At 58.0% G+C, this 23,146-nt stretch carries 25 protein-coding genes; 15 read left to right on the top strand and 10 right to left on the bottom strand.

Features of this window, described 5'->3' with window-relative positions; translation table 11 throughout:
• Positions 1-5 precede the first annotated feature (5 nt).
• A complete protein-coding gene (locus ACQZ51_RS00840) occupies positions 6-1,850 on the bottom strand; it encodes an extracellular solute-binding protein (protein ID WP_448775695.1) in 1,845 nt (614 codons plus the stop codon).
• Positions 1,851-2,033: 183 nt separating this feature from the next.
• Here ACQZ51_RS00840 and mepA point away from each other — a divergent pair, with 183 nt between their 5' ends.
• The 9 genes from mepA (at position 2,034) to phnN (ending at position 10,847) form a co-directional block, all read left to right on the top strand.
• On the top strand, positions 2,034-3,092 hold the full coding sequence (gene mepA / locus ACQZ51_RS00835; protein WP_448774542.1) for a penicillin-insensitive murein endopeptidase: 1,059 nt from the start codon (positions 2,034-2,036) through the stop codon (positions 3,090-3,092).
• Between the two features lie 92 nt (positions 3,093-3,184).
• A complete protein-coding gene (locus ACQZ51_RS00830) occupies positions 3,185-3,568 on the top strand; it encodes a methylglyoxal synthase (protein ID WP_448774540.1) in 384 nt (127 codons plus the stop codon).
• Between the two features lie 24 nt (positions 3,569-3,592).
• Positions 3,593-4,609, top strand: a complete 1,017-nt coding sequence (locus tag ACQZ51_RS00825) for a glucokinase (RefSeq protein WP_448774538.1) — start codon at positions 3,593-3,595, stop codon at positions 4,607-4,609.
• A gap of 96 nt (positions 4,610-4,705) precedes the next feature.
• Entirely contained in the window at positions 4,706-6,490 is a 1,785-nt protein-coding gene (locus ACQZ51_RS00820; protein ID WP_448774536.1) for an ABC transporter ATP-binding protein, read from the top strand.
• A 17-nt stretch (positions 6,491-6,507) separates the two neighbouring features.
• Positions 6,508-7,335 carry a 4-hydroxy-tetrahydrodipicolinate reductase gene (gene dapB, locus ACQZ51_RS00815; RefSeq protein WP_448774534.1) on the top strand — a complete coding sequence of 276 codons (828 nt, stop codon included), beginning with the start codon at positions 6,508-6,510 and terminating at the stop codon, positions 7,333-7,335.
• Between the two features lie 24 nt (positions 7,336-7,359).
• Positions 7,360-7,995, top strand: a complete 636-nt coding sequence (locus tag ACQZ51_RS00810) for a 2,3-bisphosphoglycerate-dependent phosphoglycerate mutase (protein WP_448774532.1) — start codon at positions 7,360-7,362, stop codon at positions 7,993-7,995.
• Between the two features lie 436 nt (positions 7,996-8,431).
• Positions 8,432-9,139 carry a DUF1045 domain-containing protein gene (locus tag ACQZ51_RS00805; protein WP_448774530.1) on the top strand — a complete coding sequence of 236 codons (708 nt, stop codon included), beginning with the start codon at positions 8,432-8,434 and terminating at the stop codon, positions 9,137-9,139.
• Positions 9,136-10,272, top strand: a complete 1,137-nt coding sequence (locus ACQZ51_RS00800; protein WP_448774528.1) for an alpha-D-ribose 1-methylphosphonate 5-triphosphate diphosphatase — start codon at positions 9,136-9,138, stop codon at positions 10,270-10,272. The genes ACQZ51_RS00805 and ACQZ51_RS00800 overlap by 4 nt, the downstream gene beginning before the upstream one ends.
• A complete protein-coding gene (phnN, locus tag ACQZ51_RS00795; protein ID WP_448774526.1) occupies positions 10,269-10,847 on the top strand; it encodes a phosphonate metabolism protein/1,5-bisphosphokinase (PRPP-forming) PhnN in 579 nt (192 codons plus the stop codon). Before ACQZ51_RS00800 ends, phnN begins: the two co-directional genes overlap by 4 nt.
• Here phnN and ACQZ51_RS00790 read toward each other — a convergent pair whose 3' ends face one another.
• The 5 genes from ACQZ51_RS00790 to hutC all read right to left on the bottom strand — a co-directional run bounded on the left by ACQZ51_RS00790 (position 10,848) and on the right by hutC (position 15,373).
• A complete protein-coding gene (locus ACQZ51_RS00790) occupies positions 10,848-11,837 on the bottom strand; it encodes an Ldh family oxidoreductase (RefSeq protein ID WP_448774524.1) in 990 nt (329 codons plus the stop codon). It lies immediately after the preceding gene.
• A 101-nt stretch (positions 11,838-11,938) separates the two neighbouring features.
• On the bottom strand, positions 11,939-12,859 hold the full coding sequence (locus ACQZ51_RS00785) for a TonB family protein (RefSeq protein WP_448774522.1): 921 nt from the start codon (positions 12,857-12,859) through the stop codon (positions 11,939-11,941).
• Positions 12,856-13,326 (bottom strand): TonB system transport protein ExbD, encoded by a 471-nt coding sequence (gene exbD, locus ACQZ51_RS00780; protein WP_448774520.1) that lies wholly within the window; start codon positions 13,324-13,326, stop codon positions 12,856-12,858. Before exbD ends, ACQZ51_RS00785 begins: the two co-directional genes overlap by 4 nt.
• 2 nt (positions 13,327-13,328) lie before the next feature.
• Positions 13,329-14,453 carry a tonB-system energizer ExbB gene (gene exbB, locus ACQZ51_RS00775; RefSeq protein ID WP_448774518.1) on the bottom strand — a complete coding sequence of 375 codons (1,125 nt, stop codon included), beginning with the start codon at positions 14,451-14,453 and terminating at the stop codon, positions 13,329-13,331.
• Between the two features lie 185 nt (positions 14,454-14,638).
• Complete coding sequence (hutC, locus tag ACQZ51_RS00770; protein WP_448774516.1) at positions 14,639-15,373, bottom strand: histidine utilization repressor; 735 nt, start codon at positions 15,371-15,373, stop codon at positions 14,639-14,641.
• A 160-nt stretch (positions 15,374-15,533) separates the two neighbouring features.
• Between hutC and ACQZ51_RS00765 the strand changes: the two genes are divergently transcribed.
• Positions 15,534-16,247, top strand: coding sequence for a YoaK family protein (locus ACQZ51_RS00765; protein ID WP_448774514.1), 714 nt, complete (start codon positions 15,534-15,536; stop codon positions 16,245-16,247).
• Between the two features lie 3 nt (positions 16,248-16,250).
• On the opposite strand, the gene ACQZ51_RS00760 is transcribed toward ACQZ51_RS00765, so the two are convergent.
• Positions 16,251-16,670, bottom strand: coding sequence for a hypothetical protein (locus ACQZ51_RS00760; protein WP_448775693.1), 420 nt, complete (start codon positions 16,668-16,670; stop codon positions 16,251-16,253).
• 187 nt (positions 16,671-16,857) lie between these two features.
• Here ACQZ51_RS00760 and ACQZ51_RS00755 point away from each other — a divergent pair, with 187 nt between their 5' ends.
• The gene (locus ACQZ51_RS00755; protein ID WP_448775691.1) at positions 16,858-17,493 is read left to right on the top strand and encodes a trimeric intracellular cation channel family protein; all 636 of its coding nucleotides are present in this window, start codon (positions 16,858-16,860) and stop codon (positions 17,491-17,493) included.
• A 70-nt stretch (positions 17,494-17,563) separates the two neighbouring features.
• Here the strand turns inward: ACQZ51_RS00755 and ACQZ51_RS00750 are convergent, their stop codons facing one another.
• Both ACQZ51_RS00750 and ACQZ51_RS00745 read right to left on the bottom strand, forming a co-directional pair.
• Positions 17,564-17,821, bottom strand: coding sequence for a BQ00720 family protein (locus ACQZ51_RS00750; protein WP_448774512.1), 258 nt, complete (start codon positions 17,819-17,821; stop codon positions 17,564-17,566).
• A 60-nt stretch (positions 17,822-17,881) separates the two neighbouring features.
• The gene (locus tag ACQZ51_RS00745) at positions 17,882-18,307 is read right to left on the bottom strand and encodes an Hsp20 family protein (protein ID WP_448774510.1); all 426 of its coding nucleotides are present in this window, start codon (positions 18,305-18,307) and stop codon (positions 17,882-17,884) included.
• A 183-nt stretch (positions 18,308-18,490) separates the two neighbouring features.
• Here ACQZ51_RS00745 and ACQZ51_RS00740 point away from each other — a divergent pair, with 183 nt between their 5' ends.
• A complete protein-coding gene (locus ACQZ51_RS00740) occupies positions 18,491-19,435 on the top strand; it encodes a nucleoside hydrolase (protein ID WP_448774509.1) in 945 nt (314 codons plus the stop codon).
• 61 nt (positions 19,436-19,496) lie between these two features.
• Here the strand turns inward: ACQZ51_RS00740 and ACQZ51_RS00735 are convergent, their stop codons facing one another.
• Complete coding sequence (locus ACQZ51_RS00735) at positions 19,497-20,357, bottom strand: LOG family protein (protein ID WP_448774507.1); 861 nt, start codon at positions 20,355-20,357, stop codon at positions 19,497-19,499.
• 137 nt (positions 20,358-20,494) lie between these two features.
• Between ACQZ51_RS00735 and dapD the strand changes: the two genes are divergently transcribed.
• The 3 genes from dapD to ACQZ51_RS00720 are packed head-to-tail and all read left to right on the top strand — an operon-like array spanning position 20,495 to position 23,143.
• Positions 20,495-21,349 (top strand): 2,3,4,5-tetrahydropyridine-2,6-dicarboxylate N-succinyltransferase, encoded by an 855-nt coding sequence (dapD, locus tag ACQZ51_RS00730; protein WP_448774505.1) that lies wholly within the window; start codon positions 20,495-20,497, stop codon positions 21,347-21,349.
• Between the two features lie 17 nt (positions 21,350-21,366).
• The gene (gene dapE / locus ACQZ51_RS00725) at positions 21,367-22,560 is read left to right on the top strand and encodes a succinyl-diaminopimelate desuccinylase (RefSeq protein ID WP_448774503.1); all 1,194 of its coding nucleotides are present in this window, start codon (positions 21,367-21,369) and stop codon (positions 22,558-22,560) included.
• Positions 22,547-23,143 carry a hypothetical protein gene (locus ACQZ51_RS00720; protein WP_448774501.1) on the top strand — a complete coding sequence of 199 codons (597 nt, stop codon included), beginning with the start codon at positions 22,547-22,549 and terminating at the stop codon, positions 23,141-23,143. The genes dapE and ACQZ51_RS00720 overlap by 14 nt, the downstream gene beginning before the upstream one ends.
• The last annotated feature ends 3 nt before the right edge of the window (positions 23,144-23,146 follow it).

Raw genomic sequence — 23,146 nt, 5'->3', positions numbered from 1 at the left:
CCGCATTATTTTGCCGCAGCCGCAGACCACCAGGCATCGGGAAAACCGATGCCGTAACGCGGAAGCTCCTTGGGCTGCACCAGCGTGTTCCAGTAAGCGAGCGTCATTTCTCCGCGATAGAATTGCGGGATGACGTAGTTTCCCGCCAGAAGCACGCGGTCCAGCGCCTTTACCGCCGCAACCTGGTCATCCCGGCTTCCGGCAAAAATGATTTTGCGAACAATAGCATCGATGCCGGGATTGCTGATACCGGCGAAATTCTTGGAGCCCTGGCGTTCGACCGCCTTGGAGCCCCAATAATCGGCCTGCTCATTGCCCGGATTGGCGCTCTGAGCCCAGAGATTGACAATCATGTCATAGTCAAAAGAGCGCGTGCGATTGGTGTATTGCGACGTATCGACAAGCCGCACCGTCGCGTTGATGCCGATCTTTCTCAGGTTCTGCGTGTAGGTCACGACCACACGCTCCATGGCCGCAGAATCAACCAGAATTTCAAAATCGAAAGGTTGGCCGGTGGAGGCGTTGACCATGCGACTGCCGCGAAGCTCGTAACCTGCTTCCTTCATGAGCTTGACGGCCTCACGAAGATTGTCCCGCAGTTTGGCAGGGTCGCCACTAACAGGGTTTCGATATTCTTTCGTAAACACCTCCGGCGGAATCTGGTCCTTGACCTCGTTCAAAATCTCCAGCTCTTTGCCCTGCGGCAGCCCGGACGAGGCCAGGTCGCTGCCCATGAAAAAGCTGTTGATGCGTTGGTACTGGTTATAAAACAGCGTGCGGTTCATGTCTTCGAAATCGAAGGCGTAGTTCAAAGCCTTCCGTACCTTCGGATCCTTGAACTTGTCGCGTCGCCCGTTCGGCACCAACGCCTGCATGATTCCAACCGAACGATAGATATTGGGCAGTTCTTCCCGCTTGATGCGACCGTCCTTGACGGCGGGGAAATCATAGCCTGTTGCCCAGCGACCTGCGGAGTTCTCATGCCAGAAGTCTGAATTCCCAGCCTTGAAGGCCTGAAACTCGACGTCGCGGTCGGTATAGAATGTGTAACTCACCGTCTTGAAATTATAGAGCCCGACATTGACGTTGATGTCCTTGCCCCAATAATCGTCACGACGCTCATAGGTAATGGTCGAGCCGGGCGAGATGGACGCGATCTTGTAGGGGCCCGATCCCATGACAGGCTCAAGCGTACCACGAGAAATATCGCGAGGCTTGCCGTCTGCGCCATTGGCTTGCCACCAATGCTTTGGCACGACCAGGACCTGACCGACGATCTGCGGCAGTTCCTTGTTGTTCTTCTCATCAAAGGTGAATGTCACCTCACGCTCGCCGGTCACTTCGGCCTTCGTCACATGCGTGTAATAGGTCGCAAGTTGTGGGCTGAGTTCCTTGGATTTTTCAAAGCTGAAAACGACGTCTTCGGGCGTAATAGGATGCCCATCGGCCCATTTTGCTTGCTCCCGCAGGCGGAAACTGGCCTTGGAGATATCATCGGGAAAACTGACCGCTTCCGCGAGAAGGCCATAAGATGCGGAGAGCTCCTCTTCCGAAGACTTCATCAACGTATCGAAAACAAGGCCGAGGCCCGTTGCCAATTCGCCCTTTGCCAAAAGAGGATTTACCGTGTCGAACGTGCCTGAAGTCGACAAGCGCAATGTGCCGCCCTTCGGTGCATCGGGGTTGACATAGTCGAAACGCTCGAAGCCGTTTGGATGCTTCAGCTCGCCAATTGTCGAAATCCCGCTGCGCCAGACTTCACCATCCTGCGCTGCAGCGCCCAGCGGCGCAGCAAAGGACGACAGAGCAGCCAGAGCCAACAAACCGGATTTCAACCTTGCCAATGCCATAGGGCGATAGTCCTTTTTACTTTTCATTGCTGCGCACAATAAGACAAACATTGGCAAAATATAGGGGGCTCTCCTCACAAGCCGTTTATGACTTCGAAATCCAGCAAACATGCTTTCACCAAATTCCCGTTCCAGCGTAATATTTCCAGAGAATCATTTCAGGCATTGCAGGCGGCGGACGACATGGCAAAACATTCAAGGGGCGTGGGCAAGGCATCACTCCTGGCACTTTCGGTAATGTCCATGATGGCTGTGGATGGAGTTTCGGCCTTTGCACAGGATGCGCCAGCCAAGCAGGTTTTCGGCCATATGGCGCTGCCATCCGCCGGTCCCTCCGCCTCTTACGGCTCCTACGCCAAGGGCTGCCAGTCCGGCGCTGTCGCGCTTCCCACCGAGGGCCAAGGTTTTCAGGCGATGCGGCTTTCCCGCAACCGGCGCTGGGGCCAGCCGCAATTGGTCTCTTTCATCGAACGCTTCGCGCAGGACGCCCAAAAGATCGGCTGGCCGGGCCTTTTGATCGGTGACATCTCCCAGCCGCGTGGCGGGCCAATGCTGACGGGTCATGCCTCCCACCAGATCGGTCTTGATGTCGATATCTGGTGGCGGCAGATGCCAAATCAGATCATGAGCGCCGAACAGCGCGAAAGCACGCCGTTCATTTCCATGCTCGACAAAAGCAAATTCCTGACTGTGGATGATCGCAAATGGTCACCGCTCAATGCCAAACTTGTCATGATGGCGGCAAGCTATCCGCAGGTGGAACGCATTTTCGTTAACCCGGCCATCAAGCAGAAGCTATGTCAGACATGGACGGGCGACCGCACCTTCATGGGCAAGATCAGGCCGATCTACGGACATGATGAGCATTTCCACGTGCGTCTGGAATGCCCGCCGGGTGCGCCCAACTGCAAGCCGCAGGCGCCCGTGGGCGCGGGCGATGGCTGCGATAAATCTCTGGCATGGTGGTTCAGCAAAGAACCCTGGGCCGCTCCCAAGAAAGACCCGAATGCCAAGCCGCCAAAACCGCCGCGCCCGATGATGGTATCGGACCTGCCGAAAGCCTGCGCGGTCGTCGCCGCAGCCCCTGCGGCTGGCAGGGCGAGCAGTGCGGCTCAAAATAGCTACGCGCCCACCCCCGTGCAGCCGCAGTTGCAGGAAGCTGCTCCTCAGGGCTTCGGTTCGGGTGGACCGGTGCCGCCCGCCGATGTACCGCGCCCATCGTCTCGGCCCTCATCGAATTGAACCCCTGCGGCTTTTCAAACGATGCGAAGTTGCTGTAGAAGCTTCAAATCGATTTAAAGATGCCATCTGAATAAGGCTGGGGTGCGGACCAAATGACCGGGCAACGCTGTATCGCTTTGATCGCGCATGACCAAAAGAAAGATGACATGGCGGATTTTGCCCGCCAGCATCAAGATGCACTGTCCCAATTCAGAATTGTCGCCACGGGTACCACCGGTGGGCGCATACAGGATGCGTGTCCGGGATTGTCCGTGGTGCGGTTGAAGAGTGGTCCGCTGGGTGGCGATCAGCAGATTGGCGCGATGATCGCAACAGGTGACGTGGATATGCTGATCTTCTTCATCGACCCGCTGTCTTCCCAACCCCACGACGTTGACGTAAAAGCGCTGACGCGGCTTGCGACCGTCTATGATATTCCGATGGCCCTCAACCGCGCCACGGCCGAACAGCTGACTGATTTTCATTCAAAACACTAAAATGCCGGCGACCCAGGAGCAGCGATGTCCACGCAGACCGACACACTTTCCTTTCCGATTCTCATCGGAGACATCGGCGGCACCAATGCGCGCTTCAGCATCGTACCGGATGCGACATCCGAGCCGACACAGCTGACAAGCGTCAAGACCGCCGATTTCAAGACGATTGACGAGGCTATCCGCAGCGCAGTGCTGGATCACACACCATTACTGCCCGTTTCTGCAATCCTCGCCGTTGCCGGTCCCATAGAGACCGACGAAATACCGCTGACAAACTGCGACTGGGTGGTTAAGCCAAAGGAGATGTTGACCAATCTCGGCTTGAAAGATGTTATTGTTATCAATGATTTCGAAGCGCAGGCTCTAGCCATTGCGACTTTGGGCAGCGACGACAGGGAAACAATCGGGCCTCAGCGTCCGGATATGATCGCCTCTCGCGTCGTTCTGGGACCCGGCACTGGCCTGGGTGTCGCGGGGCTGGTCCACGCCCGAAACATTTGGTTTCCCGTCCCCGGCGAAGGTGGTCATGTGGATATCGGCCCACGCAGCGCGCGTGACTATAAGGTGTTTCCGCATCTCGACACCATTGAAGGCCGTATTGCGGGCGAGCAGATCCTGTGTGGTCGCGGTCTCGTCAATCTTTACCGTGCGATCTGCCTTGCCGATGGTGTCACGCCCGTCTTTTCCGATCCCGCAGACGTCACAGCCAAGGGCCTCAGTGGCGAGGACGTCCAGGCGCAGGAAACCCTGTCGCTGTTCAGCACCTATCTTGGCCGCATCGCTGGCGATATGGCATTGATCTTCATGGCGCGTGGCGGGGTCTACCTGGCCGGTGGCATATCGCAAAAGATCATTCCCGCCTTGAGACTGCCGGAGTTCCGGGCAGCTTTCGAAGACAAGGCTCCGCACAAGGCGCTGATGCGCAGCATTCCCACCCATGTCGTCACCCATCCTCAGGCGGCGCTGGCAGGACTTTCGGCCTATGCGCGCACGCCGTCTGATTTTGGTCTGACACTGGATGGCAGGCGCTGGCAGGCCTGATAGAACGTCAGCACTGGTCAAAACCGGCTTGAGTGGATATAGACGCCGATTGAATGGGCGGCGTGTCCGCCTCAACAGCTTAAGGTGGATGAACACTTGAAGACTGCCAAAAAACGGCATCCCGTGGATCCCGATACGATCACGTCAGTTTTGAAGCGCATTTTCGCTGAAAATGCGCGTGATCATATCGGAGGCTATGCATTTGCAATTTTCTGCCTGCTCGCCGTCGCAGGCACCACGGCCTTTACCGCATGGATCATGGATTCCATCATCAACGAGGCCTTCGTCAACCGGCGGGCCGACCTTGTCTGGATCATCTGCGCATCCATCTTCGGGGCGTTCTTCATTCGCGGCTTTGCGACATATGGCCAATCCGTGGCGCTGTCGAAGATCGGTAACAACATCGTCGCACGTTACCAGAAGCGGCTCTATGCCCACCTGATGACGTTGTCTGTCGGCTTCTTGAGTGAATCCCGCTCCGCGCATCTGGCAGCGCAGGTCAGCCAGAATATCGGTGGCATCAGGGATGTCATGAACCTGACCGTCACGACGGTTGCCCGCGACCTTCTCACCTTTATTGCACTCGTTGCCGTGATGATCGTCAAAGATCCGGTCCTTTCGATCGTCATCGTCTTCATCGTTCCGCCACTCGTGCTGGGGCTTCGCTATATTTCCAAACGTCTGCGCCAGGCCACGCGTGACGCCGTTATCCTCAACAGCCGCGTGTTGGGCGCCATGCAGGAAACCCTGCAAGGCATCGCAATCGTCAAAGCTTTCACCATGGAAAAGCAACTGGAGGAGCGCGTCGACAAGGTCATCGACTCCGCCGAGGGGCGCGCAAACCGCATTGCACGGCTGACCGAAAAAAGTGCGCCCTTGACGGAAACTCTGGCAGGACTGGCCGTTTCAGGCGTTCTGGCTTATGCAGCCTACCGCGCCATCTATGACAATGTGCCTCCGGGTGCTTTTTTTGCCTTTGTCACCGCACTTCTTCTGGCCTATGACCCGGCACGTCGTCTGGCCCGCGTGCAGATCACGCTGGAACGCGCCGTCGTGAACGCTCAGATGATCTACGAAATTCTCGACATGCAGCCTGTACAGCGGCAGAAGCCGGATGCCCAACCGCTGAAGGTTTCCAATGCAACGGTGGAACTGCGGGATGTCGTATTTTCCTACAAGGAAGGCGGGCCGATCCTCAAAGGCGTGAGTTTCATCGCGGAGGGTGGCAAAACAACGGCTCTGGTGGGACCATCGGGCGCCGGCAAGTCGACGATCATCAATCTCATTCCCCGTTTCTACGATCCGAGCAGCGGCTCGATCCTCGTCGATGGGCAGGATATTGCTGACGTCACCACACATTCGGTGCGCCAGAACCTCGCTTATGTCTCGCAGCAGCCTTACCTTTTCGAAGGAAGCATCCGCGACAACATTCGCTATGGACGGCCTGAAGCGACCGACGCCGAGATCGAAGAGGCGGCAAGGCTTGCCTATGCGCACGACTTCATTCTGGCGCAGCCGCAGGGCTATGACACACCGATTGGCGAAAACGGCATGTCGCTATCCGGCGGCCAGCGTCAGCGTCTGTCGATTGCGCGTGCTCTGGTGCGTAACGCCCCTATCCTTCTTCTGGATGAGGCCACGTCTGCGCTCGATACCGAATCGGAGGCCGTCGTCCAGAAGGCCCTCGACACAGCAATGTCTGGGCGCACCGTCATCGTCATTGCGCACCGCCTTTCGACCGTCGTCAAGGCTGACAAGATCGTCGTGATGAACGAAGGCCTTGTCGTGGAAGAGGGCGATCATGAGACGCTTGCGCGTCGGGAAGATGGTCTTTACGCTCGTCTCAACAATCTCCAGGCGACGGGCGTTCGCGCCCTTTGAACCAACGGTAGGACCCGATGAGCGACAATGTCATGAAACTGGTGGTCGTTGGCGCGGCCGGGCGCATGGGCCAGACCCTTATCCGGGTGATCCATGAGACTCCAGGCGTGGAACTTCATGCAGCCGTCGAGCGTGAAAGCTCGCCCTTCATAGGGCGCGACGCGGGCGAATTGTCCGGGCTGGGTCTAACAGGTGTTTCAGTCACAAGCGATGCGCTTGCGGCTTTCCTTCATGCGGATGGTGTGATCGATTTCACGTCTCCGAAGAGCAGCGTAGAATTTGCAACGCTCAGCGCACAGGCACGCATTGTCCACGTTATCGGAACGACAGGCTGCTCAAATGAGGACGAGGCACGTTTCGAGGCCGCCGCTCGTCATGCGAGAGTGGTCAAATCAGGCAATATGAGCCTTGGCGTGAATCTGCTCGGTGTCTTGACCAAGCAGGCTGCACGGGCGCTCGATGGCACAAACTGGGATATCGAAATCCTGGAAATGCACCACAAGCATAAGGTCGATGCCCCATCCGGCACAGCCCTCCTTCTGGGAGAGGCGGCAGCGCAGGGTCGTGATATCGACCTCTCGGCCAACTCGGTTCGCGTTCGTGACGGACATACCGGGGCGCGCGAGACCGGCACAATTGGTTTTGCAACATTGCGTGGCGGTTCTGTCGTCGGTGATCATTCCGTTATTTTTGCAGGCGAAGGTGAGCAGGTTACGCTCGTCCACCACGCCGCCGACCGTTCCATATTCGCACGCGGCGCAATTTCTGCAGCCCTCTGGGCCAGGGATCAAAAGCCTGGTCTTTATTCCATGCTGGACGTTCTCGGTCTGGCTGACGCCACATAATCAACCTCTGGGAGAGCAATCGATATGAGCGGAACACTCGTCCTCGTTCGTCACGGCCAAAGTGACTGGAACCTGAAAAACCTGTTTACCGGCTGGCGCGACCCGGACCTGACGGAACTCGGCGTCCAGGAAGCCAATGCTGGTGGCAAGGCGCTTGCAGATTACGGCATCAAATTCGATGTTGCCTATACATCGTCGCTGATCCGTGCCCAGAGAACCTGCCAGATGGTTCTCGACAATGTCGGTCAGTCCGGCCTCGAAACCATCCGCGATGAAGCACTGAACGAGCGGGACTACGGCGATCTTTCCGGTTTGAACAAGGATGATGCCCGCGAAAAGTGGGGCGAAGATCAGGTTCATATCTGGCGCCGGTCCTACGACATTCCACCTCCAGGCGGCGAAAGCCTGCGTGACACGGGCGCCCGCGTCTGGCCCTACTACCTGACCGAGATTTTGCCCCGCGTTTTGAGAGGCGAAACCGTTCTGGTCGCAGCACACGGAAACTCTCTCCGTTCGCTGGTGATGGTGCTGGACAAGATGAGCAAGGAAGAAATCCTGAAGCTCAATCTCGCGACAGGCGTACCGATGGTTTATAAGTTGAACGCAGATTCAACCGTCGCTTTGAAAGAAGTTCTCGGCGACATGTCGGCAGCACACTAAGCTCTCATGCAAGAAGCGCTGGAAGTTATGCTTCCAGCGCTTTTAAAAAATCAAATAGTCTCCCCGCTGCAGGATCTCAAAGACCGCGACGTTCACCAAACCAATAGGCACAAGCGACGCTTGACGTGGCGAATACAGCGAAGAAAAGCGCAATAATCATTTCGATTTCCATTAGCCTTTACTCCTTCCGTTGGTGAAGACTGTGCAGATACAACGTACAAAGCTTGAAGAAGTTTCATCGCTGCTGCACGTATGCTGGTAACGGTCTCGTTTCCCGGCTTATTCGACCCCAGCAAACGTCTTGGCAGGTAGAAAATTCTCGTAGCCCATCATCATTCCGTCACGCGAAAGGGCTAGTTGGCCATTGCGGTCTTGCACGGCAAGGGCGTATGACCTTAACAGTTCCGTTACTGCGGATAGCTGAAAGTGCGATTGAGTGCGCTACGCGATCTATTTTACCCCCGCCGAAAACGATGCGCTCACCCGCAAAGCCTCCCGCTGGCTTGGGCGTGACGCCTTTAACGACACCATCCATAACGACCACAGCGACCATGCCGAAATAACCGCAGAGCCGCGACGCTATGGATTTCACGCGACGCTGAAAGCGCCGTTTACCCTTGCTGACGATCGCCACGAGGATGAGCTTCTCGCAGCTCTGGAGAGTTTTGTCCGCAGCCGGCACGCCTTCGATATTCCGAAAGTCATCATAGGCAATCTCGGGCCATTCTTCGCAATCGTGCCAGACGAAACGCACCAGCCGCTCCAGAATTTTGCGGCTGACGTGGTGACGCATTTCGAGCCATTCCGTGCCCCCTTGTCCGACGCCGATATCGCAAGGCGCAGGCCGCAGGATCTGAGCGAGAGCCAGAGGCGTAATCTGGTGGATTGGGGCTATCCGCATGTCATGGACGATTTCCGCTTCCACATGACACTGACGGGACCCGTGGATATGTCGAACCGTGCGCATATGTCTGAGGTTCTCAATGCAGAATTTGCCGATTTCACCGATCGTTCGCTGTCCATCTCGGGCCTTGGCCTGTTTGTTGAGCCGGCACGCGGTCAACCGTTTCGCGTTCACACTTGGTTGCCGCTTTTGAACGCAAATGAACACCAGAATTCCGTCCAGAAAGAAGTATTTCCATGACCGAGCAGGTTTTCAGCAATGCACGCATCGCGCTCGATAACGAGATTATGGAAGGCTCCGTGCTGGTCAAGGATGGGCTAATTTCCGATATCAGCACGGGGTCATCCCATCTTGGTGAGAATTTCGAGGGCGATTACCTCATTGCCGGGCTTGTGGAACTGCACACTGATCATCTGGAGCAGCACTATTCGCCGCGTCCGGGTGTAACGTGGAACAAGACGGCCGCTATTCAGGCCCATGATGCGCAGGTCGCATCATCTGGCATCACCACCGTGTTCGATTGCCTGCGGCTGGGTTCCGACGAAGATGGCGGCTTTGCACGCGGCGAGATGCGCGAGATGGCCGATGCCATCGAAAAGGCTCAGAGCGACAACCGCCTGCGCGCCGACCACCTTCTGCACCTTCGCTGCGAGGTGGCCTCATCAGACGTTCTTGAGCATTTCGAAGACTTCGAAAACGACCCGCAAGTGAAGCTGATTTCGCTGATGGACCATTCTCCGGGCCAGCGCCAGTTCCAGACGATGGACCAATATATCGTCTTCTATCAGAAGAAGCGCGGCCTCAGCGATGAGGTTTTCAAGGCGTTCATGGATCGTCGCGTCGCGGCATCGGCTAAATATTCCAGCAAGCATCGCGATTATCTCTCCGCGCAATGCCTCAAGCGCGGCATCACCATTGCCAGCCATGATGATGCAACGCATGCCCATGTCGATGAGGCGATCAGCCACGGCGTGAAGCTCGCCGAGTTTCCGACCAGTGTCGAGGCGGCCAAGGCATCGCATGGGGCAGGCATGAGCGTGCTGATGGGCGCACCCAACATCGTGCGCGGCAAATCCCATTCCGGCAATATTGCCGCTCGCGATCTGGCCGAACTCGATGTTCTCGACGTTCTGTCGTCGGATTACGTGCCGTTCAGCCTTCTCTATGCGCCGTTCCTTCTCGCCGATCAGGTCGATGGCATGTCGCTTCCAAAGGCGCTTTCGATGGTCACGGCAACCCCTGCCCGCACGGTCGGGCTATCGGATCGCGGCCGCATTGCCACCGGTCTGCGCGCCGATATCATCCGCGTTCATCGCGACGAAGATGTGCCGGTTGTGAGAGGCGTGTGGCGGCAAGGCGGGCGCGTTGCATGAGCAGTATTTCCAAGCGCGCCGGCGTCATGATTGTCGTGGTCGGACCGAGCGGTGCTGGAAAAGACACGCTGATGGACTTCGCTGCGCGCCGTTTCGAAAAGCATGATGGCATCCATTTTGCCCGTCGCGTCATCACCCGAAGTCATGATGCGGGTGGGGAAAACCATGATGCCGTCAGCGAGGCAGAATTTGCGCGCAGGGCAGCATTGGGAGAGTTTTGCGTGTCCTGGGAGGCGCATGGCCTGAGCTACGGCATACCGGCCTCGATAAAGGACAGGCTTGCCCGGGGCGAAACCGTTGTTGCCAACGGTTCCCGCTCCGCCCTTGGTGAGTTCAAATCCGTCTTCGCAACCATGAAGGTGGTGAATGTCGTGGCACGGCTCGATGTTCTCGCTGCGCGGCTGGAAAGCCGGGGCCGCGAAAGCCGGGAAGAGATTCTTCTTCGGCTCCAGCGCAGTTCGCTCGATGTCTGCGGTGACTTCGACGTCACGACAATTGACAATAGCGGCGCTTTGGACACATCAGGCGCGGCTTTCGCCGAGCTGCTGAATGAGCACATCCGCTCGGGCACCTGATCAGAGCGCCCGGATTTGGGTCATGATGTCATCGTCGATGACAATCCCCTGCTCCAGCGACTGTCGACGAAGACCCTGGCTGCGGCGGCCCGGCAGTCGGACATTGTCTTGCCCCTCGATCTCGGTTGCCATCATGGCCAGCCGGCGGGCGAACACATGATCGCCGGCAATGGACGGGTCGATGACGATAATGGTGTGACCCAGCGAGGGCGCTGCGCCGGTGTCGTCGAGCAAGGATGACGCCTCAAAACCGAAGTTCCCGCCCGTCAGTCCTGCGGCCATCACCTCCACCATCAGCGCAAGTGCCGCCCCCTTGGCATCTCCCGCGGGCACCATCGTTCCATTGATCGCTTCATCGGCGTCAGTGGTCGGGCGGCCGTTGGCATCCAGCGCCCAATCATCGGGAATGCTCTCACCTTTCTGGCGGGCAGCCATGATTTTGCCGCGTGCGACCTTGGACAAGGCGAGATCGATCACCAGCGGATCGGCGCCCTCGACCGGGGCTGCAAACGCAATCGGGTTGGTTCCGTAAAGCGGCTTGGTTCCACCCCAAGGGGCCATGGAGGCTGGCGCATTGGCAACCATGAAGGCGACAAGGCCAATCTCTGCGAAGCGTTCCACCGTCAACGCCATGACGCCTGCATGGTGCGATCGACCGATGACCGCCAGGGCAATGCCTTGCGATCTTGCCATGTCGGGAAGGCGCTCGACGGCAGCATCGATAGCCGGGTAAGCATAGCCATGGCCCGCATCCACGGAAAGAACGGCGGGACGAAGCAGCGTCACCACCGGTTCGGCTTTTCCATCGACCTTGCCGACATGAAGCTGGCTGATATAGGCGGTGAGCCGGCGGATACCGTGGCCACCCTGCCCTGCGGCCTCTGCTGCAATGAGGGCGCGGGCGACAGATCGCGCATTGTGTGGCAGAACGCCGTTTTTCTCGAATATGGAAGATACCAGCTCTTCCGCCTGCTCAATGCTGAATTTCATGACTATGACTATTTCCTGATGAAGAAACAGGCATACCCCATTCCTGCGTCAGAAAGCCATAAGGCAATAGCGAAAACAGGTGGACCCGCACGGGGTGGGTCTCACTGGATCTCTATTCTGACCTGAAATGAAGTTTGAGAACCCGGCGGCGGCTGGGGTACGGATATGCCCTCGATAGAACCGGCGATCTTCCTGTCCACCGTCGCATCTCCCGTGGAGCCCAGGACACGAACGCCACCGATAGAGCCACCACCGCTCACGTTAAAAGCGACAGTGACGGCCATTCCCTTGGAGCCCTCACGTGACACGCGACGCGAGACGGCGGAACGGACCCGGGAGTTCCACTTTGCGGGCGAAACCGCAGACGAGAACAAACCTGCGCTGGTTTTCGGCGCTGCCGTTCGGTCCGATTGTGTCGTCTCCACCCTGGCGGCGGTTTTTTCGGCGGATGCGGGAGGCGCAGCGGTTGGCTTGCGCTGAACCTTTTTCTTTTCGACCTCTTCCTTCTTTTTTTCGGCAACAGGCGGCGGTGGCGGGCGCAAGACCGGCAGCGGCACTTCGACGTTTTCGAGCGCCGCCATCTGTTGTTCCTGTATCGGGTCGATCTCTTCTACCGGCTCGAGCGGTTCTTCCGGCAAGGGTTCTACCACCTCTTGCGGAGGTTCCGGCATTGGCTCAGGCTCAGGTGGTGTTTCCTCTGCGATCGGCTCTGGCATGGGCTGAGGCATTTCAGGGGGAGGCACATCATCTACCGTCTCGGGGACGATGCTTTTGACGTCTTGAACGTCCTCCACATCATTGGTTTCAATCGTTTCTTCCGTCTGTACGGCTTCCGGAAGCGCAGCAAGTTCAATCATGATGGCCGCTGGTGGGCCGCCATCGACTTCTTGCTCTGCTGGTTCCTGCATGAGGTAGTAGGCGCCACCCGCATGGACAGAAAGCGTCAACAGACCCGCAACCGCCCAGAGGGCAACTTCTCCCAACCGGGAGCGTCCGGGAATGGGGAAGGAGCCGTCACTCATGGCGTGGCTCCACCGGGTGCAGGCGCGGTGGAAGGCTGGCTTGCAGCCGCCGCACCCTCAAGGCCCACCAGCGCGATCTTCAGATAGCCGCTGTCACGCAGCATGTTCATGACTTCCATGAAGTGGCCGTAGTCGACCGCCTTGTCGGCACGCAGAAAAATACGAGTGTCTTTCTTGCCGCCTGTGCGCGCATCAAGGCTCGCAGCCAGCGCATCCTTTGAGACCGCGTCATTGCCAAGATTGAGCGAGAGGTCATCCTTGACGGTGAGGTAGAGCGGCTCTTCGGGACGCTCTGCGGGCTTTGCGCTGGATGCGGGCAGATCGACATTCACATCGACGGTTGCCAGAGGTGCCGCCACCATGAAGATGATCAACAGCACCAGCATCACGTCGATAAAGGGCGTAACATTGATCTCGTGGTTCTCGGAGAGTTCGTCTCCCCCGCCTTCACGAATACCGCCAGCCATGATCAGCGCCCCACGAGCGAAACGGCAGGCCGCGCAGAACTGCCCGGCGGAATGCGGCGGAAATCAAGATCGCGACTGACGAGGCGCTCGACACCGGCAGCGACATCGGCCAGCAAGTGGCGGTAGCCGGTGATGGAACGGGCAAAGACGTTATAGATCACCACTGCCGGAATGGCGGCAACCAGACCGATGGCGGTTGCCAGAAGGGCTTCGGCAATACCGGGTGCCACGACGGCGAGATTGGTCGTCTGCGATTCCGAGATGCTGATGAACGAATTCATGATGCCCCAGACCGTTCCGAACAGGCCGACGAAGGGCGAAACAGAACCGATGGTTGCCAGAACGCCCGTCCCCCGTGACATGCGGCGACCCGCATGGGTCTCGATCCGGCCGAGAACGGAAGAAACGCGCTCCTTGATGCCGCCGCCATCCGTGTGCTCCACAACAGCGTCGGAAAGCTGCATTTCATGGGTCGCCATGCGCAGCATGAGCGCGCCGGGACCACCCTTTTTCTCCAGCGCGTCTGTGGCTTCCGCCAGGGTCTTCGACTTGTGAACGATCTTGAGCGTGGACTTGGCGCGAATGCTCGCACCGGCAAGCTCGATGGTCTTTGCAATCCAGACGGTCCATGTCATCAGCGATGCGACGGCTAGCCCAATCATCACACTCTTGACCACCCAGTCGGCGGCCATGAACATGCCCCATGGGGACAGGTTGTGCGGAATATCCGTGCGTGCATCAGCTGTGCCGGTGGCGGGCGCCTCAGCTGCCTGAGGATCTGCGAGCGTCGGCTGAAGCGGCGCATCATTTGCGGCTGCAGGTGCCGCTTGTGGCTGTGGTTGGGGCTGCACGGGCGCGACGTCTGACTGTGTAGGCGCAACAGGTGCCGGAGTGGGCTCTACTGGTGCTGGATTGACCTGTGTTGGCGTCGATGGCGCTGCGTCCTGCACAACAGGCGCTGGCTCTGTTGAAAGTGGCACCTGCGAAGTTTGTGGCTGAGGCGTCTGGGCCAGAGCTGCACCGGCGAAAAGGCCAGCAGCCAGAGACAGCGTGATGACAACAGACCTGCACCGTTTTTTCGACAAAGCAGTGGAGTTTGACAAAAAGGTCATTCTATCAGGTGCCATCATCATAATCCCGGATCTCGTAAAAGCGAAGATTTGAAAGCCACAACCTGCATGCCTCGAAAAATCTCGGATGCAATCGTGTCTGCTTGTCTCGCTAACAAAGTTGACTGGGAAAGACAACTAATAGATCAGGAAAATATGATCCGCAAACTCGCCTTATGTAAAAAGACTGTGGGAGAGAAGGCTTAGATCTGCTGCGACGGCATGAATTGCGCCACCAGCTCGTGACGATCTCCGGGATAGGTCACTTTTACGTGAGTGATATAGGCCAGCCCGTTCGATGTTCGGCGCTCAATCACCAGACAGGCCGTTCCGTTGGGAATGGCCAGCGCTTCAGCCACGCGCTTGTCTGCCGCTATTGCGCGGATGCGATGTTCGGCTGCACTCCAGGGCACCATCTGCAACAGCCATGAGCCCGGCCCCGTCGTGGAAAAATCGGCATCCTTTGCTTCGGGCACGGTTGAGACGTTGATGACCCGCTCTTCAAGGCAGAAGGGCGCGTCGGCGGCAAAGTGGCGGCAGGTCAACGAAAGGACCGAGGCGCCCGCATCCACGCCCAGCATGGCCTGGTCGGCTGCGGTCGCTGTCCGTAATTGGCGACGATCAAGCCGGTAAGCGTAGATCAGGCCAAGCGCCTGCACCTCGCGCTGAATGTCCTGAATTTCCAGAACGGCGGATTGCGCGTGCGGCTGCGTGACGAAGGAGCCGGAACGGCGGCGGCGCTCGATCAGACCTTTCTTCACCAGTTCGCCCAAGGCCTTGTTCACGGTCATCCGTGAGCAGCCATAGTCGAGCGTCAGTTCGTGCTCGAAGGGAATGCGGTGGCCCGGTGGCCATTCGCCGGACAGAATACGCCCTTCGACATCGCCCATAATCCGCTCATGCAGCGATTTTTCCTGAACCCGAGGGGCATCAGTCATAAGTTCGTTCGTCCTGTTGCATCGTGTGGTAATATCATTCCCCAACCCGCTTAGCCATATCGTGCATCATCTTGGTTGAAAATCGCGTGGCGGCGGGCTTACACTCACATCGTTCCGGGCACGCACATCGCAAGGGTCCGAACACGACATGCGAGACCTCATGACTCGACAGAGACGCCGCACAATCATCCGCGCAAGACGCACGGCAGCTGGGGTAGCGCTTGTTGCCGCCATTTCCTTCATCGCGGGCATGACGGATGCGATCGGTGTGACTATGTCGGGAGATTTCGTATCCTTCATGACCGGAAACACGACCCGCGCAGCGCTCTCTCTGCAATCGGGCGATATCGGCCATGGCCTGATCCTCCTGCTCGCGATTCTGATTTTCGTGGCGGGTAATGCGGGTGGCGTCATTATCGCGCAAACATCGCAGCGGCGGCTTTTCACCGTTCTGTGCTCGGTCAGCCTTGCTATGGCCTGCGCCGCGCTGTTGCAGACCCGCGACATGACATTGGGGGCATTCTATCTCGTTGTTTTCGCCATGGGCATGATCAATGCTGCAGTTGAGCATGTCGAAGGCCTGCCCATTGGGCTCACCTATGTGACCGGCGCACTTTCCCGCTTCGGGCGCGGCATTGGCCGTTTCATTCTGGGTGAGCGCAAGCTGGACTGGACCATACAGATCGTGCCTTGGATCGGCATGGTGACAGGCGCCATTTCAGGCGCAATTCTTGCGACCTTCTTTCAGGCTCAGGCGCTCCTGATCGTCGCTATGCTGATCTTTGCCCTCGCGCTCGCCAGCCTGCTTATGCCCCACGCGCTAAGCCGCCGGTTCCAGGCCAATGTGGTCACCGGAACCGTCAGGCGGAAATAAGCGCTATTTAGCGGAAATCGTCACGAATTTCGTGCCGCGTACACGCACGGTCATGATGCAGGGTGCGGTGTCGGTGCGCTCGCAAAAACGCGGATGCATCTTGAACTCGAAGACCATGTTGCCGAAACGCATGATGAAGTCATAGCCGTAGATCGTGGCGGTCGCGATCATCAGATAGCCGCCTTCCTTGACCTGCACATAGAAATTATAGGGGCAGCCATCCTCGTTGCAGCTGCGTCCCTTTTCGCCGTCGCAGGTCAATTCGCCACGGTTGGTCAGTGCGTCCATCAGCCCGTCATTATTGATATCAAGGCGGGTCACGAAACCGGGGCCGAACTCAGCCACTTTGCACTCGTTGCGAAAGTGGTCTTTCTCGTAAATCTCGGGGTCGCTGACCAATTGCTGCTGGGCCTGCGCCATCATGGGAAACGCCAGAAGGACAAGCGTTTGAAGCGTAACGAAGAGAAGGCGTTTCACGGCATTTTCCTTTGGGTCTGTTTCCGCTATGGATGCGGCGGCATGGGGCATGTCATATTTGATCCGGCTGTGGATCCTATCCGGCGGCCCTTGCGTCACACTGACCGCGCAAACATTCGAGGAGCGCCTTTCGATGACCCTTCTGGCCTTTCTCGATTATGCGGGCGTTGCTGTTTTTGCAGCAACGGGCGCTCTCGCTGCCTCCCGCAAGCAACTGGATTTCATTGGCTTTCTGTTTTTTGCAGCCGTCACCGGCATTGGCGGCGGCACACTTCGCGATCTTGTTCTCGGCCGCGCACCGGTGTTCTGGGTCATCAACCCGACCTATATTCTCGTCTGCGCCGTCATCGCAGCCCTCGTCTATCTGACGGCCCATCTGCTGGAATCCCGTTACCGGCTTCTGATCTGGCTGGATGCCGTGGGACTATCCGCCTATTGCGTGATGGGAGCCGCCAAAGGCCTTGCCGTTACCGGCTCACCCACCGTGGCCATCGTGACCGGCACCATGACCGCGACGTTTGGAGGTCTGTTGCGTGATATTCTGGCTGGCGAACCCTCGGTACTTTTGAGGCCGGAGATCTATATCAGCTGCGCCTTGGCGGGCGCCTGCGTCTTCACCGCAGCCCATGCCATCGGCTTGCCACTTCTCGTCGCGTCTGCCGCCGGCGTGCTCACCGCCTTTGCCATTAGAAGCGGTGCGCTGATTTTCGGCTGGACATTCCCGCGCTACCATCCCCGCCCCGGAAGACCGCCTGAAGACGTCATGTAGGTCGCACTAGCCTCCATGCAAAAGGCGCCTTTCGGCGCCTCAAACAGACCATCGATAAGATGTGAAATGCTCAGTGCACACTGATGGTGCGCAACTCGTCTTCCGCTGCCTTGAAGAACGTGCTGGAGCGATTGTCTGTCAGAAGGATGGGCGTGCCATCGGCGCCGAAGAGGGCCCAAAGATCAAGGCCGGGATCGATATTGGGCGCTTCGGGGAAGCAACGGTTTACTTCCTCGGCACGCATCTTGCGAATATATCCAACTTCTCCTGCACCGATGTGAGCGAGCTGTGACTGAGTCAAACGCGCATGCGCTTCTTTCAAGAGCATAATCCGGCCTCCATATTCTTCAGACGTCGCGCCGCGGTGCGTCGCTTGGCGTGCAGAATCCTATTGTGAAACGGAAATGTTAATTTTTTTCACCACGCTAGAGATTTCTGGTCGTGTAAGATCAATGGAAAGAAGGCCGTTGCGCAGCCGCGCATCATTGACCTGCATGCCATCCGCCAGCACGAAGACGCGCTGGAACTGGCGTGCGGCAATGCCGCGATAGAGATAGTCCTTGGCATCCTGCTCTTGCTGACGTCCGCGAATGACCAGTTGATTGTCTGCCGTGGTCACTTCCAGATCATCTTCGGAAAAACCGGCAACGGCAATGGTGATGCGCAGGCGCTCCGGACTTTTGCCATCGGCCACCAGCCGTTCAATATTGTAGGGTGGGTAACCGTCATTCGCCTTCGCCATCCGCTCCAGCGTTTTTTCCATGGCATCGAAACCCAGCATCAACGGATGGGTGAATGGTGTCATACGGCTCATATCTCTTCAGTCCTTGTGCCCAAGCGACGATCGTCTGCCCCGTTTACGGCGGCATGCTTTCATATGGTAATATGGTGTTTGCAAAGCAAGAACGCCGTGGCGGGAAAAGTCTGAACCGCCTCATGCTTGACAAGCTTCCGAAACAGGCTTGAAAAGGCATGTCATACAAGAAACAGGACAATCATGGCCGAGCGCAGAAAAATCATCATCGACACCGACCCTGGACAGGACGACGCAGCCGCCATCATGCTGGCGTTGGCAAGCCCGGAGGAAATCGAAATTCTCGGCCTCTGTGCCGTTGCAGGCAATGTGCCGCTGAAGCTGACCAGCCGCAACATTCGCATCATGCTGGAACTGTGCAACCGCACCGACATTCCCGTCTACGAAGGCTGCGAGCGCCCGCTGGTGCGCGACTCCATTACCGCCGAACACGTGCATGGCAGCACCGGGCTGGATGGCCCGACCTTGCCGGAGCCGGTTCTGGCCGCGCAATCCCAAAACGCCATCGACTTCATCATCGAAACGATACGCCGTGAACCGGAAGGCACAATCACGCTGTGCACGCTCGGCGCGCTGACAAATATCGCAACCGCCTTGCAGAAGGCGCCCGACATTGCACCACGGATCAAGGAACTGGTGCTGATGGGCGGCGGCTTCTTTGAGGGTGGCAACATCACGCCAGCGGCGGAATTCAACATCTATGTCGATCCGCATGCAGCAGACATCGTGTTTCGCTCAGGCATTCCGCTGGTCATGATGCCGCTCGATGTGACGCACAAGCTGCTGACCACCAAGGCCCGCATTGCTGCCATCAGAGAAATCGGCACGCGCCCTGCCATTGCCATGGTGGAGATGCTGGAGTTCTTCGAGCGTTTCGACGTGGAAAAATACGGCTCCGATGGCGGGCCGCTGCATGATCCGAGCGTCATCGCCTATCTGATCAAGCCGGAGCTTTTCGATGGCCGCGATTGCAACGTCGAGATCGAGGTCAATTCCGAACTCACCATCGGCATGACTGTGGTTGATTGGTGGAAGGTGACGGGCCGCGAGCCGAACACCCGCGTCATGCGCGATGTGGATGCCGACGGTTTCTTCGCACTTCTGACCGAGCGTTTCGCCCGGATTTGAACAGGCTCACCTTTCGTCACCATCCCCGGGGCAAGCCCGGGAATGGTGACGAGTGGCCACCTCAAAGCTCATAGAAATCCGCAATGACCTTCCAGGCATCATCGGCGGTTTCGGCGAAATGCAACAGGTCCATATCATCGGGTGCAATCGTGCCGAAATCGGCAAGCGCATCGAAATTGATGATGGACCGCCAGAAGGCCTCGCCGAACAGGATCAGCGGGATGGGAGCCATGCGCTTGGTCTGGATCAGGGTCAGCGTTTCAAACAACTCATCCAGTGTTCCGAAGCCGCCGGGAAACACCACCACCGCCTTGGCGCGCATAAGAAAATGCATCTTGCGAATGGCGAAATAGTGGAAGTTGAAGCTGAGTTCCGGCGTGACATGCGGGTTGGGCGCCTGTTCATGCGGCAACAGGATGTTGAGGCCGATGGATGGCGCACCGGCTTCCGCCGCACCGCGATTGCCCGCTTCCATCACACCCGGGCCACCGCCCGTCATGACGACATATTCGCGGTGATCCTGCTTTTCGGATTCCTTGGCACAAAGCTTGGCGAACTTGCGGGCCTCGTCATAATAGACTGATGCTGCCTCAAGGTTTTTTCGCTGAGTTTCATTGCGGGCCGCCCAGGCATTGCCACCGGGTTCGGGAATACGCGCGCCGCCAAACAGAACGACGGTGGACTTGATGCCGCGCTCAGACAGGATCATTTCCGGCTTCATCAATTCCAGCTGCAACCTGATGGGGCGCAGTTCTTCCCGGCACAGAAAGTCAGGATCGGCATAGGCAAGACGGTAGGTTGGCGAGACCGACTGCGGTGTCTGGGGAACGCCCTCCGCCTGCCGCTTGTCATCGGAACTGGATTTCAAAGGGTCCCAGGAGCCGTCCTTGCGCTGCAACTTGCCGTTTTTCAATCTTGCCATCTCAATGCCTTTCGTCTGCCTGCGCCAAATCACATTGACGCCCTTGAAACACTCGCTTAGAGCAATTGGCCATGTCCGGCCAGCGGTGCGGATACTCCCTTTATGTGACGATAGTCAGCGAAGTTTAAGGAATCCTCATGAGCATCTCGGATCTTGGCTCTCTTGAAACAATCATCGAATCTGCATTCGATAATCGTGACAGTGTCAACATATCGACCAAAGGCGAAATTCGCGATGCTGTCGAGACTTCCCTGAATCTGCTGGATGCCGGTCAGGTGCGCGTTGCCGAACGGCAGGCTGACGGCAAATGGACCGTGAACCAGTGGCTGAAAAAGGCCGTTCTTTTGTCTTTCCGTCTGAACGACATGGACATCGTGACCGGCGGCCCGGGCGAATCCACCTGGTGGGACAAGGTGCCATCCAAATTCGAGAACTGGGGTGAAAACCAGTTTCGCGCAGCAGGCTTCCGCGCTGTGCCAAATGCTGTCGTGCGCCGCTCTGCCTACATCGGCAAGAATGTTGTGCTGATGCCATCCTTCGTCAATCTCGGCGCCCATGTTGGTGAAGGCACGATGGTCGATACGTGGGCAACCGTCGGCTCCTGCGCGCAGATCGGCAAGCATGTGCACCTGTCCGGCGGCGTCGGCATTGGTGGCGTTCTGGAGCCTCTTCAGGCCGGACCGACCATCATCGAAGACAATTGCTTCATCGGTGCGCGCTCGGAAGTCGTTGAAGGCTGCATCATACGCGAAGGTGCGGTTCTTGGCATGGGCGTCTATATCGGACAGTCCACCAAGATCGTCGATCGCGCTACCGGCTCCATCACCTATGGCGAAGTGCCGCCTTACTCGGTGGTCGTTGCTGGCGCCATGCCGGGCAAGCCCTTCCCGAATGGCGAGATGGGCCCAAGCCTCTATTGCGCCGTCATCGTCAAAACTGTCGATGAAAAGACCCGTTCCAAGACCGGTATCAACGAGTTGCTGCGCGACTGACAAGAGTAAACTGACCCATGAATGCCACCGATCCCGTCGCCAATCTCGCCGCTCTCATCCGTTGCCCTTCGGTGACGCCAGCAGAAGGTGGAGCGCTAACGCTGCTCGACACGCTGCTGACACCGCTGGGCTTTGCCGTGGAGCGCGTCATGGCGACGGAAGATGGCACGCCTGACGTCGAAAACCTCTATGCCCGCATCGGTACAAAAGGTCCGCATCTGATGTTTGCGGGCCATACCGATGTGGTGCCGGTGGGCGATGAGGCGGCATGGAGCCACCCGCCCTTTTCGGCAGACATCGCTAATGGTGAGATGTTTGGCCGAGGTGCTGTGGATATGAAAGGCGGTATCGCCTGTTTCGTCGCAGCGATTGCCCGCCACATCGAAAAGCACGGTGCTCCTGAGGGGTCGGTTTCCTTTCTCATCACCGGCGACGAAGAGGGCCCATCGATCAACGGCACATCCAAGCTGTTGGAATGGGCCGCTGCCAAGGGCGAAACATGGGACGCCTGTGTTGTGGGTGAACCGACCAACCCCGACCGCCTTGGCGACATGATCAAGATCGGCCGTCGCGGATCACTGTCCGGTCGCATCAACGTCCATGGCGTTCAGGGCCACGCGGCCTATCCGCATCTGGCCGACAATCCCGTTCGCGGCCTGTTGCAGCTCACCCACGCGCTGATGGACCCGCAATTCGATCAGGGAACCGATAATTTCCAGCCATCCAACCTGGAAGTGACCACCATCGACACCGGCAACCCGGCAACAAACGTCATTCCGGCCAAGGCAACGGCTGCCTTCAATATCCGCTTCAACGATACGTGGACTGCCGAGACTGTCCGCGCCGAAATCATCCGCCGTCTGGATGAGGCCGCCGCCGATGGCGCGCTTCGCCCGGATCGCACGCCGGTTAAATACGATATCGTCTGGGCAGATCGTCCAGCTCATGTCTTCCTGACGCGCAACAATGCCCTGATCTCATCGCTCTCAGGCGCTGTGGCCGAAGTCACCGGCAATGAGCCGAAGCTATCGACGACTGGCGGCACGTCGGATGCGCGTTTCATCAAGGATTATTGCCCGGTGGTGGAATTCGGCCTCGTCGGCCAGACCATGCACATGGTGGACGAGCGCGTGGCCGTTGCCGATCTCGAAACGCTGACGCGCATCTATGAGACCTTCCTGCAACGCTGGTTCAGCCATGCCATCGGGTAGTGAAGTCGCGCTCTATATGAGAGGCCTGTGGCTTCTGTTTTTAGGCGATCCAGCCGGGGGACGTCTGTTGGACCTCACCGACCGTGGAATGACACGGTCCTTCTATGCCGCCCTTCTCTGCCTGCCATCCATGGCGCTATCCTGGTACTGGTGGCATGAGGCCTATGTTTCCGTCTTGCCGAAGGGCGTCGGCACCGGCGGCCTGTTCTTCGTGCGGTTGGCCATGGTCGAGGCCATCTGCTGGATGGTGCCGTTGATCCTCATCGGGCTTTTGCTGATGTCATTTGGCGCCAAGCAGAAGTTTTCGGCGCTCATCGTCGTCGCCAACTGGCTGTCGCTGCCGTTTTCCTATGCCTATGCGGCGCTGATCCTCATCGCGCTGCTCGTCCCCTCCTTGCAGGGACTGATTGCGATCCTGTGGTTCTCGCTGCTGCTGACGCTGGTGTTCAGCTTCTCGCGCATCGTCAAATTCTTCGTGCGTGAACAGCCTGTGCTGGTGGCCGCGATCGTCATGACGCTGCTCATTCCCGGCATGCTTCTCTCGGAGCTACTGCAACGTTTTCTCGGCGTCTATCCGAGCTGATCC

This window comes from Agrobacterium sp. CG674 (genome assembly GCF_053521645.1).
Note: the sequence above shows the minus strand (reverse complement) of the source record. Positions and strands in the feature narration are given on the sequence as shown.